This window comes from Mixta hanseatica (assembly GCF_023517775.1).
Classification (GTDB): domain Bacteria; phylum Pseudomonadota; class Gammaproteobacteria; order Enterobacterales; family Enterobacteriaceae; genus Mixta; species Mixta hanseatica.
Window position 1 is genome coordinate 1 of record NZ_CP082905.1, and the last position, 13,861, is coordinate 13,861.

General features: G+C 55.0%; 15 protein-coding genes and 1 pseudogene. 7 read left to right on the forward strand and 9 right to left on the reverse strand.

The window, feature by feature from the left end; genetic code table 11:
- Window positions 1–501: 501 nt before the first annotated feature.
- Window positions 502–1,710: a type II restriction endonuclease gene (locus K6958_RS20340; protein WP_491562435.1), complete on the forward strand. Its 1,209-nt coding sequence runs from the start codon at window positions 502–504 to the stop codon at window positions 1,708–1,710.
- A 34-nt stretch (window positions 1,711–1,744) separates the two neighbouring features.
- On the opposite strand, the gene K6958_RS20345 is transcribed toward K6958_RS20340, so the two are convergent.
- From K6958_RS20345 to K6958_RS20365, 5 genes are all read right to left on the reverse strand, one after another.
- Entirely contained in the window at window positions 1,745–3,178 is a 1,434-nt protein-coding gene (locus K6958_RS20345; protein WP_249894823.1) for a DNA cytosine methyltransferase, read from the reverse strand.
- A gap of 356 nt (window positions 3,179–3,534) precedes the next feature.
- On the reverse strand, window positions 3,535–3,942 hold the full coding sequence (locus K6958_RS20350) for a plasmid SOS inhibition protein A (protein WP_249894801.1): 408 nt from the start codon (window positions 3,940–3,942) through the stop codon (window positions 3,535–3,537).
- Window positions 3,939–4,481 carry a conjugation system SOS inhibitor PsiB family protein gene (locus K6958_RS20355; protein WP_249894802.1) on the reverse strand — a complete coding sequence of 181 codons (543 nt, stop codon included), beginning with the start codon at window positions 4,479–4,481 and terminating at the stop codon, window positions 3,939–3,941. The genes K6958_RS20350 and K6958_RS20355 overlap by 4 nt, the downstream gene beginning before the upstream one ends.
- Window positions 4,482–4,547: 66 nt before the next feature.
- Window positions 4,548–4,778, reverse strand: a complete 231-nt coding sequence (locus K6958_RS20360; protein WP_249894803.1) for a DUF905 family protein — start codon at window positions 4,776–4,778, stop codon at window positions 4,548–4,550.
- 56 nt (window positions 4,779–4,834) lie between these two features.
- Complete coding sequence (locus K6958_RS20365; protein WP_249894804.1) at window positions 4,835–5,380, reverse strand: single-stranded DNA-binding protein; 546 nt, start codon at window positions 5,378–5,380, stop codon at window positions 4,835–4,837.
- A gap of 1,053 nt (window positions 5,381–6,433) precedes the next feature.
- Between K6958_RS20365 and umuD the strand changes: the two genes are divergently transcribed.
- From umuD to arsC, 5 genes and pseudogenes are all read left to right on the forward strand, one after another.
- Entirely contained in the window at window positions 6,434–6,874 is a 441-nt protein-coding gene (umuD, locus tag K6958_RS20370) for a translesion error-prone DNA polymerase V autoproteolytic subunit (RefSeq protein WP_193405546.1), read from the forward strand.
- 1 nt (window position 6,875) lies between these two features.
- A pseudogene (locus K6958_RS20375) lies at window positions 6,876–6,977 on the forward strand (Y-family DNA polymerase); the annotation flags it as partial.
- 264 nt (window positions 6,978–7,241) lie between these two features.
- A complete protein-coding gene (locus K6958_RS20380) occupies window positions 7,242–7,595 on the forward strand; it encodes a metalloregulator ArsR/SmtB family transcription factor (RefSeq protein ID WP_024966935.1) in 354 nt (117 codons plus the stop codon).
- An 88-nt stretch (window positions 7,596–7,683) separates the two neighbouring features.
- Complete coding sequence (locus K6958_RS20385) at window positions 7,684–8,967, forward strand: arsenic transporter (RefSeq protein WP_193405544.1); 1,284 nt, start codon at window positions 7,684–7,686, stop codon at window positions 8,965–8,967.
- 49 nt (window positions 8,968–9,016) lie between these two features.
- Window positions 9,017–9,445, forward strand: coding sequence for a glutaredoxin-dependent arsenate reductase (gene arsC / locus K6958_RS20390; protein ID WP_024966933.1), 429 nt, complete (start codon window positions 9,017–9,019; stop codon window positions 9,443–9,445).
- Window positions 9,446–9,511: 66 nt separating this feature from the next.
- Here arsC and arsH read toward each other — a convergent pair whose 3' ends face one another.
- The 4 genes from arsH to K6958_RS20410 are packed head-to-tail and all read right to left on the reverse strand — an operon-like array spanning window position 9,512 to window position 12,362.
- Entirely contained in the window at window positions 9,512–10,225 is a 714-nt protein-coding gene (gene arsH, locus K6958_RS20395; RefSeq protein WP_249894824.1) for an arsenical resistance protein ArsH, read from the reverse strand.
- A 5-nt stretch (window positions 10,226–10,230) separates the two neighbouring features.
- Window positions 10,231–10,563 carry an ArsR/SmtB family transcription factor gene (locus tag K6958_RS20400; protein ID WP_024966931.1) on the reverse strand — a complete coding sequence of 111 codons (333 nt, stop codon included), beginning with the start codon at window positions 10,561–10,563 and terminating at the stop codon, window positions 10,231–10,233.
- Window positions 10,564–10,611: 48 nt separating this feature from the next.
- Window positions 10,612–11,838, reverse strand: coding sequence for an MFS transporter (locus K6958_RS20405; protein ID WP_024966930.1), 1,227 nt, complete (start codon window positions 11,836–11,838; stop codon window positions 10,612–10,614).
- Window positions 11,835–12,362: a GNAT family N-acetyltransferase gene (locus K6958_RS20410; RefSeq protein ID WP_249894805.1), complete on the reverse strand. Its 528-nt coding sequence runs from the start codon at window positions 12,360–12,362 to the stop codon at window positions 11,835–11,837. The genes K6958_RS20405 and K6958_RS20410 overlap by 4 nt, the downstream gene beginning before the upstream one ends.
- A gap of 98 nt (window positions 12,363–12,460) precedes the next feature.
- Here K6958_RS20410 and K6958_RS20415 point away from each other — a divergent pair, with 98 nt between their 5' ends.
- Complete coding sequence (locus K6958_RS20415) at window positions 12,461–13,366, forward strand: LysR family transcriptional regulator (protein WP_024966928.1); 906 nt, start codon at window positions 12,461–12,463, stop codon at window positions 13,364–13,366.
- Window positions 13,367–13,861 lie beyond the last annotated feature (495 nt).

A 13,861-nucleotide genomic window follows, 5' to 3' on the forward strand; every position in this document is an offset into this window, starting at 1 on the left:
AGCGCCGGCGCCAGCCGGCTGCAGGGGTTGACCTGGCCGTTGCCATCAGACCCTAGCCGGCAGGCCCGGAGCGCCATGCGGTCCGGCGAAGCTTACCGGCTCAGCCGGTTAGCGCAGTGGGGCTTGACGACCCGGCAACGCCGGGGAGCCGGAGGGGGCCATCAGGATGTTGACGTTTATGACCCTGAGAGGAATAAAGCTCGCGAAGCAGCTGCAGCACAGCAGAAGAAATAAAGGAATCCGTAGTCTGTAAACGAATCCATATTCTGCTTCTCAATCCCCCTTTTTTGTTCGCTGTGAGAGCCAGTAAAACAGGTCGTTGTCTTTCACGGTCAGCAGTATGGGCTGATAGCCCGGCCGGAGAGCCTGCAGGGGAGCATGAGGACTTTATGACTGCTTTCCTTCAGTTACCTGTTAATCGCCTGCAAAAGCCTGACTGGCTGCTGCTGTATAACTATGGAAAAATGGCGAATGGAATATTTGTGTAACGGAGGGATGATTATGTCGGTTTTTCATAACTGGCTGTCTGGGATCGCAGGCGGTAATTATTTTGTTTACATCAAACGCCTTTCCGCCAATGATACAGGCGCAACGGGCGGTCATCAGGTCGGGCTTTATATTCCTTCCGGTATCGTTGAAAAGCTGTTTCCGTCCATCAACCATACCCGGGAGCAGAACCCTTCTGTTTATCTCACAGCGCATGTTTCTTCCCATGATTGTCCTGACAGTGAGGCCCGGGCCATCTATTACAACAACCGTTTTTTTGACGGGACCCGGAATGAAAAACGTATCACACGCTGGGGAAGAGGCAGTCCGCTGCAGAATCCTGAAAATACCGGCGCCCTGACAATACTGGCCTTCAGGCTCGACGAAGAGGGCAAGGACTGTTCGGCGGTGGACATCTGGGTCTGCGCCAGCCCTGATGAAGAGGACGTTATCGAGACCGTTATCGGCGAAGTTATTCCCGGAACGCTTATCTCCGGGGCCGCAGGGCAAATACTGGGCGGCCTGACTCTTCAGCATGCGCCTGTAAATCATAAATACGCTATTCCTGAAGACTGGCAGCAACGCTTTCCGTCCGGAAATGAAATTATTCAGTATGCCGCCGGCCATTACGTAAAAAAATCTGATGACCCGGATGAGCAGCTTATTGACCGTCGGCGCGTCGAGTACGACATCTTTCTGCTGGTAGAGGAATTACATGTTCTGGACATCATCCGGAAGGGATTTGGCTCTGTAGATGAGTTTATTGCGCTGGCCAACTCCGTCAGTAACCGGCGTAAATCCCGGGCCGGAAAGTCACTGGAGCTGCACCTGGAGAACCTCTTCATTGAGCACGGGCTGCGGCACTTTGCCACGCAGGCAGTCACGGAAGGCAATAAAAAACCAGATTTCCTGTTCCCTTCAGCAGAGGCTTACCACGACGTTGAGTTTCCCGTGGAAAACCTGCGCATGCTGGCGGTCAAGACCACCTGTAAAGACCGCTGGCGCCAGATACTGAACGAAGCAGATAAAATCCCGCAGGTGCACTTGTTTACGCTGCAGGAAGGGGTGTCTCATACACAGTACAGGGAAATGCAGGAGGCGGGGGTCAGGCTGGTCGTGCCGTCACCGCTGCACAAAAAATACCCGGAAGCGGTAAGGGCTGAATTAATGACGCTGGGTGCGTTCATTGCGGAGCTTACAGGGCTTTACGCAGACCTTCCGTAGGTAAACTCCCGGCATATGATGCCGGGAGTTTCACTCAGGCCTGTTCAGCCTTATCAGCCTCGGCAGAAACCGCTTTCAGGATGTAAGGTTCCAGCAGTCTGGCAACGGCTTCAAATACCGGCACCACAACAGAGTTACCGAACTGCCGGTATGACTGCGTGTCAGAAACCGGAATACGGAAGGGTTTGCCATCTGGCTTTTCAAAGCCCATCAGGCGTGCACACTCACGGGGGGTCAGCCTGCGCGGACGACGCGCCTGGTTTTCTTCGTTCACAAAGTCTGTTTCTCCCGTAGCCATATCCCAGCCACGGTCTATCAGAATTTCAGATCCGTCTTTGTGATAGCGGGCAGAAAGCGTACGGGCAACGCTTTCCTTGTTTTCAGGATTAACGAGGCCAAAACCGAAGCCGTTTCCCTTAGCCGCATGCTTTTTGGCATAGTTATAGAGATACTCCCAGAGTTTCGGCGTCAGGATATATTTACTGTCAACCACAGGTTCCAGCAGTTCGCCAAATGACGGGCGTTGTGCCGGGTAAAAACGACTGACGTCGCGCAGGGTAAAGCCCTTGTGAATATTCAGGTCGCGGCGGAAACCGACCAGAACGATACGTTCCCGGTGCTGGGGCAGGAAGTGCTTTCCGTCGATGACTTTGGGATCGCTTTTGCCTGCATCAGCCGCATCCGCAACTTCATAGCCCAGCTCGTCAAGCGTTTCCATGATGACTTTAAAGGTTTTGCCCTTGTCATGACTTTTAAGGTTTTTGACGTTTTCCAGCACAAAAATGGCCGGCTTTTTGGCCCGAATAATACGCGCCACGTCAAAGAAAAGTGTTCCCTGCGCCTCACATTCAAAACCATGCGCACGACCGAGCGAGTTTTTCTTGCTTACGCCAGCAAGGCTGAACGGCTGGCAGGGAAAGCCGGCCAGAAGCACATCATGATCCGGCACGTGCTCATCAATGTAAGCATAGGCATCGGTTTCTGACACTTCAGGTTTGTCACTGAGTGTGACTTCCCGGATATCGAGATTGAATTTGTGCGCCTGCTCGTCATTAAACCAGTTGGCTTTATACGTGCGCACCGCCTCTTTATTCCACTCGCTAGTAAAAACGCACTGTCCACCAATCGCCTCAAAACCTTTTCGTATACCGCCAATGCCGGCAAACAGATCAATGAACCGGAAAGCATAGTCCGGGTGATGCGCAGGCGGTTCCGGCAGCATTTTCCGCAGAAGCGCTTCTTCAGCTGATGTCAGCGATTTAGGTGGGCACTTACCATTAATCCAGCGATTGAGCGTTTCCCGGCTCCACTCGTTTTTGCCGACTTTTCTCAGCAGCTCAGCCACGTACTTCTGGTCATAGATTTCCAGAACCTGCGCAATCAGTTTTTTATCATTTTCCTGCCGCTGTTTTTCTTCTGCTTCCGCTTTATTAAGCAGATCCTGCGCCAGTAGTTCAAATTCAGACATAACGCCTCCATTGGGTCTTATGAGTGAAACTCTATCACTCATCTGACCCAGAGTGAATTATTTTATCTGGTTATTTAAACAGTACCTGTTAGTACAACTGCCGGCTTTTCTTTTAGACCGTGAGGACAGACCGTATTAAAACCCCATTCCCCATGCAGGGAGAGAAAATTCCTCCCCCCTCTTTTCCGCCCGGCTTCCCCTGAAGTTATCGCTTCCGGACACTATTCATTCAGCTTATTTTTGATATACAAAAAAAGACGATGCGGCGAAGCATCGTCAAAACGAATTTACTATCAATGTTTATCCCTGGTGAAAGACGCTCAGTTTATCGTTATATCACTGGCAGACCCGCCCGTTTACTCACTGCAGCGCTGGCGCCAGACCCATGTCATATCAAGCAGATCATTCACCCTTACTCCCCGGCGTCGCCAGCGGGCATACCACCGCCGGTATGTGCTGACTGACTGGCTGGCCAGTGCCGTTTCTGCCTCCCGGATAAGTTTTTCCTGCGCCTCAGCCTGGCGCTGCAGGGCCAGCGCAGAACGTCCGGGCATCGCTTCTCCGGGCCGCAGGACTGTGTCAGACAGACCTGGCTCCGGGAGCGTCGGCGCGGGGCTGACATCACCATTATCAGCTTTACCTGAATTCAAAACCGGCGCGAACGTATGTACAGGACATCGTGCCACGTCGTACAGATGGCAACGTTTTTGCGGCTGCGGGTAAACAGGTGGAACCATTAATGGCGTCATCATTACTGTATTCATACGCATCCCCCTTTTCTGCCCAGCACCGCCACGATTTCCGCCGGCGTGATACCCGCTGACACCATTTCCTCGATGCGCGTCAGCAGCCGGCCGATGGTTTCCGGCTCAAACCGTTCGGTATTCAGAACGTACAGCCCGGTGTGATCGGGATTTATCCAGATAAGGCCGTGCCAGAACGGAGACTCGTTGCCCGGGCTCAGGATATCGAGCGTGACGTGACGGTTTTTCCGGTGGGTCAGGCGCAGGTGAACCGGGAACACCCCGCCCCACTCCTCCCGGCACTCGCAGTCAGTGAGCCAGCTGTCACTGAGCGGTAAGGCATGGAGTACGGCGCCGCACAGACGGCGGCGGAACTCCTCGCCGCGTGTGCTGTAGGCCTCAAAATCGCCCGGCGAAAAGGCGTGCAGCCGTTGCAGCGTCACGCTCTCATCGCGCGTCATCTCACTGCCGCTGCAGCTGCGGAAACCGACCGACCTGCGGCCGTAGTACGCGTGAGTCTTGCCGTTACGGATTTTTTCTTTAGACTGGATAGCTGACATATCGGATTCCTCATAATTTGATTGTCACGCCCTGCGCGGAGTTACCGCTCCGTTCAGGGCACCTTCTTAATGCGTTTTTGTGCCGTTCAGCTCGATATAAAGTCCGAGCCAGAACCCGGCCTCCGGCTCAAAATTGAATGCCTGCCAGAGCATATTTCCCCCTCTGCTGCGTACGACCAGACGAAAGTGCGAGCCCTGATCGTCTTCAATCGTGACATTGCTGTATGTACGGGCGACAGCTTCTGCCTGCTCCCGGCTAAAAGGTCCGTTCGGAAGTAATGGTGTGTGACTGGTCATGGTATTCTCCGGTAGTACGCCTGCCCTGCAGCCGCAGGTCAGCGGCTCAGTGTCATTCAGAACGGGATATCATCGTCAAAATCTGCTGGCGGCTGGTTGCCCTGCGGCGGTGCCTGGGGGTCAGGCTGCGGCTGTGCCGCACCGCGTCCGCCCCGGCTACCTTTGCCACCTTTGCCACCATTACCTGACGCTGCCGGCGGCTGCTGAGGCTGGCCGCTGAACTGCTGTCCGGTCTGTTCGCCTGTTCCGCTGCCACGCCCGCCCAGCATCTGCATAGTGCCGCCGACGTTGACCACCACTTCCGTGGTGTAGCGATCCTGCCCACTCTGGTCCTGCCATTTCCGTGTCTGCAGCGCGCCCTCGATATACACCTGAGCGCCTTTACGCAGAAACTCACCGGCCACTTCAGCCAGCTTTCCGAACAGCACCACGCGATGCCATTCCGTTTTTTCTCTGGTTTCCCCGGTCTGCTTGTCGCGCCAGGATTCAGAGGTGGCCAGCGTGATGTTCGCGACCGCGCCGCCGTTCGGCATGTAGCGCACCTCGGGGTCCTGCCCCAGATTGCCGACCAGAATGACCTTGTTAACGCCCCGTGCAGCCATAACGTTTCTCCTCATGCAGTTGGTTTTTTAACCACGTCACCCGTTGAGTTTCGGGAGCCGCGGTGTTGACGTTTTGTGGAAATCGGCTGGTTTTTTTCTCCGGTATTCACTTCACCCGTTTGAGATCCTTCGCCGCGAGGGCGTAAACCAGCGCGGGTGACGGCAGACGTCCGGGGCGACGGGGAAATTTATTTCTGGTCTAACGGAGTGGCCGGAAAAAAATTTTCACGGCGTTCATTTCACCCTGGACGACCACGGCGCCTGTGCTTGTCTCAGCCCCGGCGAAAGGACTTAAACCGGTGAACGGCGTAGGAAAAGCACAGCACGATGCAGCAGCAACGACGGCTGAGCGGCAGCGAAACGGCGTTGCGCCTCAGAGCGACGGCGGATTCTGGCCGTCGCGGTTCGCGCCAGCCCTGGGGCTGGCTGCAGCCCCTGCTTTGCCCTGCGGTGTTTGTGTTTTAGTCTCTGTTTTTTCTGTGGTTTTGGACGACTGTTGTTCAGCCGTCACCATGCCGGCGCACGCGCCGCGGGCGCGGGCAGACGTAAATGAGAAAAGCGGGGTGACAGAGTTTCAGAACAAATTCCTTATGCGACAGCTCCCTGAAAACGAACAGTGATCATACACAACGGGTTTCGCTTAAAAACCCTGCGCCGGCGTTTTCAGAGGAGCGCCAGCACGATTTCTGCTTTCGGCCCTCAGACCCCAGCCGACAGGCCCGGAACGCGTCCCCGGCGGTCCGGCGAAGCTTACCGGCTCTGCCGGTTAGCTGAGTGGGGCTGACGACCCGACAGGGGAGCCGGAGGGGGCCCTTATCCACATCTACGCTGCACATCCGGCGCATAAAGCTGTGGATAAACAGCTGCAGCCCCTGCCCGCTGACGCCTGAAAAGCACTGGTCAATAAATAACCTGCCATTTCGCTGTAAAACTTTATAAATCAATGATCTTCTTTTTTCGCCATGCAGGTGTGATTCACTGTGTCTTGCACAGCCCTGAAAGCCAGTTAATACTACTGTAAATACATACAGCGATTTAACAGGGACTTTTGCTATGTTTAACGCCTTTGAGTTGATGCACCCGGCGGACAATCCGCCGCCCAGCTTCAGGCCTCTTTTCCTGGAACGTGTACCCTGCGGGTTTCCCTCTCCCTGCCAGGACTATGCGGAACAGGAGCTCGATCTGAACGAATATCTTATAGCCCACCGGGCAAGCACCTTCTTCCTGCGCGCGCAGGGCAACAGCATGCAGGACATCGGCCTTTATGACGGCGACCTGCTTATTGTCGATCGTTCCCTCAGACCAGAGCACGGCGACATTGTCATCGCGGAGCTTTACGGCGAATTCACGGTAAAGCGGCTGCTGCTTTCCCCGAAGGGTCCCGTACTCCAGCCCATGAACCCCGCCTACCCCGTTATCATTCCCGATCCGGATACGCTGGAAATTTTCGGCGTCGTTGTGCATTTCGTTCATACCGCGCGCAGGAGAAACTGACATGTTCGGTTTAATTGACGTGAACAGCTTTTACGCCAGTGCAGAGAAGGTCTTCCGGCCTGACCTGAAAAATGCACCAGTGGCCATCCTGTCGAATAATGATCTGAGTGGTGAGAAAAGTTAGTTAATTTGATGCTGTTCATGTCAGCAGCTCTAGAGAGTTTTTTGGTCTTCTATGAGCGAAAAGCGGACATTGAGTGCTCGAAGATTGATTGCATCCTTCTGGCTTACCTGTGCAGGCATACCGTAAACGAATTGTCACAAAATGAGCTACTGCCAGATAAACACATCTGAATTAACGAATATATGATTGACTCACAAATTGCAGGCAGTGAGAATGTCTTCAATTCCGGACTCAGGAGTCATCATGCCTCAATTTCAGCCTCTTCAGCTTTTCAAAAATCTCTCTGATGAAACACGACTCAGTCTGGTGCTGCTGTTGCGCGAAAAAGGAGAGCTTTGCGTCTGTGAACTCACGTCAATGCTGAAAGAAAGTCAGCCTAAAATTTCCCGGCATCTGGCGTTACTCAGAGACGCCGGTCTGCTTATCGACAGGCGAGACGGCAAGTGGGTTTATTATCGGTTGTCACCACACATGCCCGCCTGGGCTGCTGCGGTAATTGAGCAGGCTTACCTGTGTCAGCGCGATGACATTCTGCAACTCAGCCAGCAGGCTGAAAGGAATAACGCGACCACCAACGGCAAGCCTGTCTGCATTTGAAATTTACCCAAACACATATGATTTTACATACTTGTTAGCAGGGCTGTCTTTAGTCCCGTTTACAGGCTTTATATCCAAAGGAGAAAGTATGTTTCTGGCAGGCGCTATATTCGTCCTGACACTGGTGCTGGTTATCTGGCAGCCAAAGGGACTCAGTATTGGCTGGAGTGCAGTTATCGGGGCCGCGCTGGCGCTGCTGACCGGCGTGGTGCATATCGGTGATATTCCGGCCGTCTGGCAGATTGTCTGGAACGCCACGGCCACGTTTATCGCGGTTATTATCATCAGCCTGCTGCTTGATGAGTCTGGCTTTTTTGAGTGGGCTGCACTGCACGTTTCCCGCTGGGGAGGCGGTAAAGGCAGGCTGCTGTTCACGTATATTGTTCTGCTGGGTGCGGCAGTGGCGGCCCTGTTTGCCAATGACGGGGCGGCACTTATCCTGACGCCTATTGTCATCGCCATGCTACTGGCGCTGGACTTCAGCCCCGGCGCCACACTGGCGTTTGTGATGGCGGCAGGCTTTATCGCGGACACATCCAGCCTGCCGCTCATCGTATCGAACCTGGTCAACATCGTGACGGCGGACTTTTTTAAGCTGGGGTTCAGCGAATATGCGTCTGTCATGGTGCCGGTAAATATCGCGTCCGTGGCGGCCACGCTGGTTATGCTTCACCTCTTTTTCCGTAAAGACCTCCCGATCACTTATGACCTGGCGAAACTGAAGGTGCCACGGGAAGCCATTCGAGACATGCGAACCTTTAAAGCCGGATGGCTGGTCCTGCTCCTGCTGCTGGCCGGTTTTTTTGCCCTGGAGCCGCTCGGCGTTCCGGTCAGTCTGGTGGCAGCGGTGGCGGCATTTATTCTGTGGCTTGTTGCCCGGAAAGGGCACGTAATTGACACCCGTAAAGTGCTGAAAGGCGCGCCCTGGCAGATCGTCATCTTCTCGCTGGGTATGTATCTCGTAGTATATGGCCTGCGCAACGCCGGACTGACGGATTACCTCTCAGCCATCCTGAACCGGTTTGCAGAACACGGCGTCTGGAGCGCCACACTCGGTACCGGTTTTTTGACGGCCTTTTTGTCATCGGTGATGAACAACATGCCTACCGTCCTGGTCGGTGCCCTGTCCATTGATGGCAGCACGGCTCAGGGCGCGGTGAAGGAGGCGATGATTTACGCCAACATCATCGGCTGCGATCTCGGCCCCAAAATCACACCCATCGGCAGCCTGGCGACCCTGCTGTGGCTGCACGTGCTGGCGCAGAAAAACATTACCGTCAGCTGGGGCTACTACTTCCGCGTGGGCATTGTGATGACCCTGCCGGTGCTTTTTGTGACGCTGGCCGCGCTGGCCCTGCGCCTGTCTGTTTAACCTTAACCCCGGGGCTGCGTCTGCGCAGCTCCGTAACGGAGTACCGTTTATGACTGATATCACTATTTACCACAACCCGGCCTGCGGGACGTCGCGTAACACCCTGGCACTTATCCGCAACAGTGGCGTGGAGCCAACAGTGATTTTGTATCTGGAGACGCCACCAACCCGCGACGAGCTGAAAAAGCTGATAGCAGATATGGGTATCAGCGCCCGCGCCCTGCTGCGCAAAAATACAGAGCCGTATGAGCATCTGGGGCTGGCAGAAGACCGGTTCAGCGATGATGAACTGCTGAATGCGATGCTGGCTCACCCCATCCTCATCAACCGCCCGGTGGTTGTGACGCCACTCGGCACAAGGCTCTGTCGTCCGTCTGAAGCGGTTCTGGACATTCTGCCTGACCCGCAGAAGGAAGCATTTACGAAAGAGGACGGCGAAAAAGTCATTGATGAACACGGAAACCGGATCAGCCACTGATTTTTCAGTACGCTGCCGGCAGGAAGGGAGACGCAAAAACAGAAGCCGGCAGATGCCGGCTTTTTTTCATATGCTGCGCTGATTAACCCGCTCAGACAGCTGCGCGGCACTCTCTTTCCTTTCGCTGTAGCGATCGGTCAGGTAGTCACTGCGACCCCGCGTCAGCAGAGTGAACTTCATCAGCTCCTCCATTACGTCCACGATGCGGTCGTAGTATGGCGAAGGCTTCATGCGACCATCTTCATCAAATTCGGCCCAGGCTTTTGCCACGGATGACTGATTCGGGATAGTGATCATACGCATCCAGCGGCCGAGGATGCGCATCTGGTTGACGGCATTAAACGACTGCGAGCCGCCACTGACCTGCATAACGGCGAGAGTTTTGCCCTGAGAAGGCCGCACCGCCCCCGACGTCAGGGGTATCCAGTCTATCTGCGCCTTCATGATGCCGGTCATGGCGCCGTGCCGTTCCGGCGAGCACCAGACCATGCCTTCGGACCAGAGAACCAGCTCGCGCAGCTCTGCAACTTTCGGATGCGTCTCCGGGGCGTCATCGGGCAGGGGCAGGCCGGACGGGTTAAAAATTTTCACTTCGGCACCCATTGCCGTCAGCAGCCGGGCCGCCTCTTCCGTTGTGAGACGGCTGTATGAGCGTTCCCGCAGCGAGCCGTACAGCATCAGGATGCGGGGCGGGTGCGCTACTTCTGCAGCCCTCAGCTTATCTTCAGTCAGCGGCACGTCCAGGAGTGAAGTATCAATATTTTTCAGGGTATCGTTCATGTTGTTCACAATGAGGTCTCTTCATGAGTCGTCACGGTTGACAGACTGCAGCTGCCACCTGCACAGCATTCTTCTGTCAGAAAGGCCATCAGCTGTTCAAGCTGCACATAGCAGGGTTTGCAGAACAGGGTACGGCTCTGCCGCTCCTGGCTGACCAGCCCGGCGGACATCAGCGCGGAAATATGATGACTGAGCGTGGAGGGCGGAATACCGAGGCGCTTCTGCAGAACGCCGACCGGCAGGCCGTCATGACCCGCTCTCACCAGCTCCCGGTACACGCTGAGACGGGTCGGATGCCCCAGCTCCCGAAGCGCATTTGCTGCTGTATTTAAATCCATGCGGCCTCCTTAAACTATATTTCCAGAATAATGGAAATGTAGACAGCGTCAAATATTTTTCCCCGGAATGGATGGCACGTTCTTATCCCGGTTCTGTCCAGCAGAGGAAGGATGGCGACGCCAGATCACTATGGAAATCGCCGTGATGAACAGGGTAAGGATGGAAGATAAAAGCAGCGTGCCGGGTATGCCGTATCGCTCCAGCAGTATGGCGTAAGCTGACGGAGCGAGCGCCGCGAGTAAAAAAGCTGGTGACAGCAGTACGCCTGTTTTACGGGTATACTGCTGCGGATCAAACAGCACAAGAGGTAGTACGGCCTTAACTACCGTACTCAGTCCGTTCACAGCTCCGTAACTCAGAATAAAGATGGCTGTAGCCACAGGGGTAACATTACCTGCAAGGCCGGCCAGAAAGCAAAATGGCAGCAGAATGCCGGTAACCAGGCTCAGACGGATCGCAGAGGTACGTGCGCCAGAAGCCACGTCCAGCAGTCTGGCGCTCACCTGTCCCACTCCCCACAACATACCCGCCACAGCGGGCATACCATAAGCGGCCAGTATCTGAGGAAAATGAGTGGACATGCCGGTGGAAACAAAGCTTATCAGCGCTATTAGCGTGGCGTACCACAGGCCGCTGATGAATGCTTTTCGGTCTTCTGCTGTTCCGATCGCCGGAAGAGCGGGCTGCCCGGCAACGGGAGGTTGACTCCGATGCCCTGCCGGAACGGTGGACAGAAAAAGCAGGCTGACAATGCCCGCACAGCCGTAAACGATAATCGCATGCCGCCAGTCGGTAATGTGCAGTAGCGCTGCGCCAGCTGGCCAGAACGCGGCTGAAGCGAGGCCACCCAGCAGGGTGACCAGGGAGACTGCCCGGCGGGCCCCTGCGCCTGCGGTTTCTACTAGCAGAGCAAACGCGGCATCATACAGAGCAAGTCGCATGCCGGCTCCCATCAGGAGCCAGACGGCAACCCACGATGCTGTTGAATGGGTAAAAGCCATCAGAAAACAACCGAGGACTATGGCGAAGGTTCCCGCCATCATCATCGTATGTACGCCGGTACGGGACATAAGGGGGCCGGTAAGCGGCGAAACAAGCCCCATAACAAGCATGGCAGTAGTCAGCCCGGAGAATGTCACAGCCGGCGACCAGCCTGTCTCCGCCATGATGGCGGTCCCGAAGACTCCCGGCATATAGAATGTGATACCCCAGTTGATTAGCTGCGTCATGCCAATGCAGAAAATGGTGCGGCCTGTCAGATGCCCGTCAGTCAACCTGTGCTCTCCGGAAATGTGGCGTCGCCCTGCCCGAGCGTACGCTGCAGGATGACCGTATCAAGCCAGCGTCCGTGCTTGAAGCCCACAGATTTGAGCGTTCCTGTAATGCTGAAGCCCGCCGCGCGATGCAGGGCAAGAGAGGCGGTATTTTCGCTGTTTCCGACTACGGCCACGAGCTGGCGAAAGCTACGGGCCTCTGCCCATGCGACCGCACTCGATAACAGCTTTTTTCCGATCCCCTGGCCCTGAAAGTTGGGGGCAATATATACAGAGTCCTCCAGGGTGAATCTGTAGGCGCACCGTTCCCGGTAGAGTGACAGGTAGCAGTATCCGCGCACATTGCCGTCCTCAACCGCCACAAACCAGGGCAGTCCTGCTGCACGCACCTTTTTCAGACGGGCTGTCATTTCAGCCAAATCCGGCGGTTCGGTTTCAAAAGTGGCGGTGCCATGCAATACGTGATAAGCATAAATCTGCTGGATGGCAGGAATATGTCGTTCATCTGCTTCGGTTATTTCCATCGGTACGGCTCCTTCTACGGTCAGAAGCAGAGACTAACCCGAATGAATAATTTCAGACAGGCAGCAGGACTTATCAGCGGCATAAGGAAAATTTTGGTATGGCAAACCTGAACCTCGATTACCTGGCTACTTTCAGACTGGTCGTCAGCCGGGGCAGTTTCTCCGGCGCGGCTGAAGCACTTAGCCTGTCGCAGCCGGCAGTGAGCCTGCAGATAAGACAACTGGAGCAGGCGCTTCAGGTCCGGCTTATTGAGCGAACCAGCCGGGGAGTAAGGCCCACGCCTGCCGGGCTGACTCTCGTTGAGCACAGCATGAAAATTGATGCAGTGGTAAGTACAGCAGTTGAATCGGTGTGCCTGCATTCCGACGAGATAACCGGCACTGTTACTGTCGGCACAGGCGCAACGGCCTGTATTCATCTACTGCCCCCCTTACTGCAGCAACTGCGGCAGGCCCATCCCCTGCTGAAGGTGGACGTACGCACAGGTAACACTTCCGATATTGTGCGGGGCGTGGAGGAAAATCGTATAGATATTGGCCTGGTGACTCTGCCAGCCGCAGGTAAAAACCTGAACATCATCCCGCAGGGTACGGATGAGTTTGTTGTCATCATGGAAAAGGATGCATCAGAGCAGAGCGCGAAAATATGGACTCCGGGCGCCTTGCTGCCGCTGCCGCTGATTATCTTTGAACCGGGAAGCGGGACACGCGCCCTGATTGACCAGTGGTTCCGGGAGACGGGACATATTGCCTGCCCGGTCATGGAGCTTGGCAGTATCGAGGCTATTAAAAGAATGGTCCGTGCAGGTCTTGGCTACAGCATTGTTCCCCGAATGTCCGTTGCATGCATCGAGGAAAGATCGGGGCTCGATCTTTACTCTGTGACGCCCTCTCTTCACCGGACTCTCGGGGCAGTTATGCGGGAGGACCGGATTGTAAGCAGAGGAATCAATGAAGTGCTGAAAAGCCTAAACAGCAGTTTTGCAAAAAACGAAATCATATAAATATTATTCGATATCTAAACCGGACAGGTCCGGTCTACTCTTCCCGGCGAAGTATCACTACAGCGTTTACCAGCTACCAATGTCCGCTCCTGGCACACAGCGGACATTCAGCCCGGTTAAGCTTCCCTGCCTGAAGCGAACGAGTCTGGCGTGCAGTGCGCAATCAGCCCTGAATGCCGCTGAGAGTGACACTGATGTTAAACGGCACAGCGCGCCCGGCATAGCCGGTTACAGGCACATACATCGCTGCCGCATCATACCTTTCTCTGAACGGCTTAAACCAACTCCCAGCAAAAAAACAGCTATGGTAAACCCTTTTAACTACGGTGAACGGGCTTTACGGCGCTTGCGACGTTAAGTCTTGGCGTCTGCAGCTTACTGCTAACGCCAGGGGGCAATATAACTCTCAGCGACAGCCATAGCACTTAACACGCTAGCCGCTAACTTAAGTAAGCAACCGATACAAAACACATAGTAAAAGTTAGTTGTTAAATA

Bases quoted from the DNA above. Each gene is read 5' to 3' on its own strand.
- K6958_RS20340 (WP_491562435.1), top strand. From the start codon at position 502: ATGTCGGTTTTTCATAACTGGCTGTCTGGGATCGCAGGCGGTAATTAT.
- K6958_RS20345 (WP_249894823.1), bottom strand. From the start codon at position 3,178: ATGTCTGAATTTGAACTACTGGCGCAGGATCTGCTTAATAAAGCGGAA.
- K6958_RS20350 (WP_249894801.1), bottom strand. From the start codon at position 3,942: ATGAATACAGTAATGATGACGCCATTAATGGTTCCACCTGTTTACCCG.
- K6958_RS20355 (WP_249894802.1), bottom strand. From the start codon at position 4,481: ATGTCAGCTATCCAGTCTAAAGAAAAAATCCGTAACGGCAAGACTCAC.
- K6958_RS20360 (WP_249894803.1), bottom strand. From the start codon at position 4,778: ATGACCAGTCACACACCATTACTTCCGAACGGACCTTTTAGCCGGGAG.
- K6958_RS20365 (WP_249894804.1), bottom strand. From the start codon at position 5,380: ATGGCTGCACGGGGCGTTAACAAGGTCATTCTGGTCGGCAATCTGGGG.
- umuD (WP_193405546.1), top strand. From the start codon at position 6,434: ATGTTTAACGCCTTTGAGTTGATGCACCCGGCGGACAATCCGCCGCCC.
- K6958_RS20380 (WP_024966935.1), top strand. From the start codon at position 7,242: ATGCCTCAATTTCAGCCTCTTCAGCTTTTCAAAAATCTCTCTGATGAA.
- K6958_RS20385 (WP_193405544.1), top strand. From the start codon at position 7,684: ATGTTTCTGGCAGGCGCTATATTCGTCCTGACACTGGTGCTGGTTATC.
- arsC (WP_024966933.1), top strand. From the start codon at position 9,017: ATGACTGATATCACTATTTACCACAACCCGGCCTGCGGGACGTCGCGT.
- arsH (WP_249894824.1), bottom strand. From the start codon at position 10,225: ATGAACGATACCCTGAAAAATATTGATACTTCACTCCTGGACGTGCCG.
- K6958_RS20400 (WP_024966931.1), bottom strand. From the start codon at position 10,563: ATGGATTTAAATACAGCAGCAAATGCGCTTCGGGAGCTGGGGCATCCG.
- K6958_RS20410 (WP_249894805.1), bottom strand. From the start codon at position 12,362: ATGGAAATAACCGAAGCAGATGAACGACATATTCCTGCCATCCAGCAG.
- K6958_RS20415 (WP_024966928.1), top strand. From the start codon at position 12,461: ATGGCAAACCTGAACCTCGATTACCTGGCTACTTTCAGACTGGTCGTC.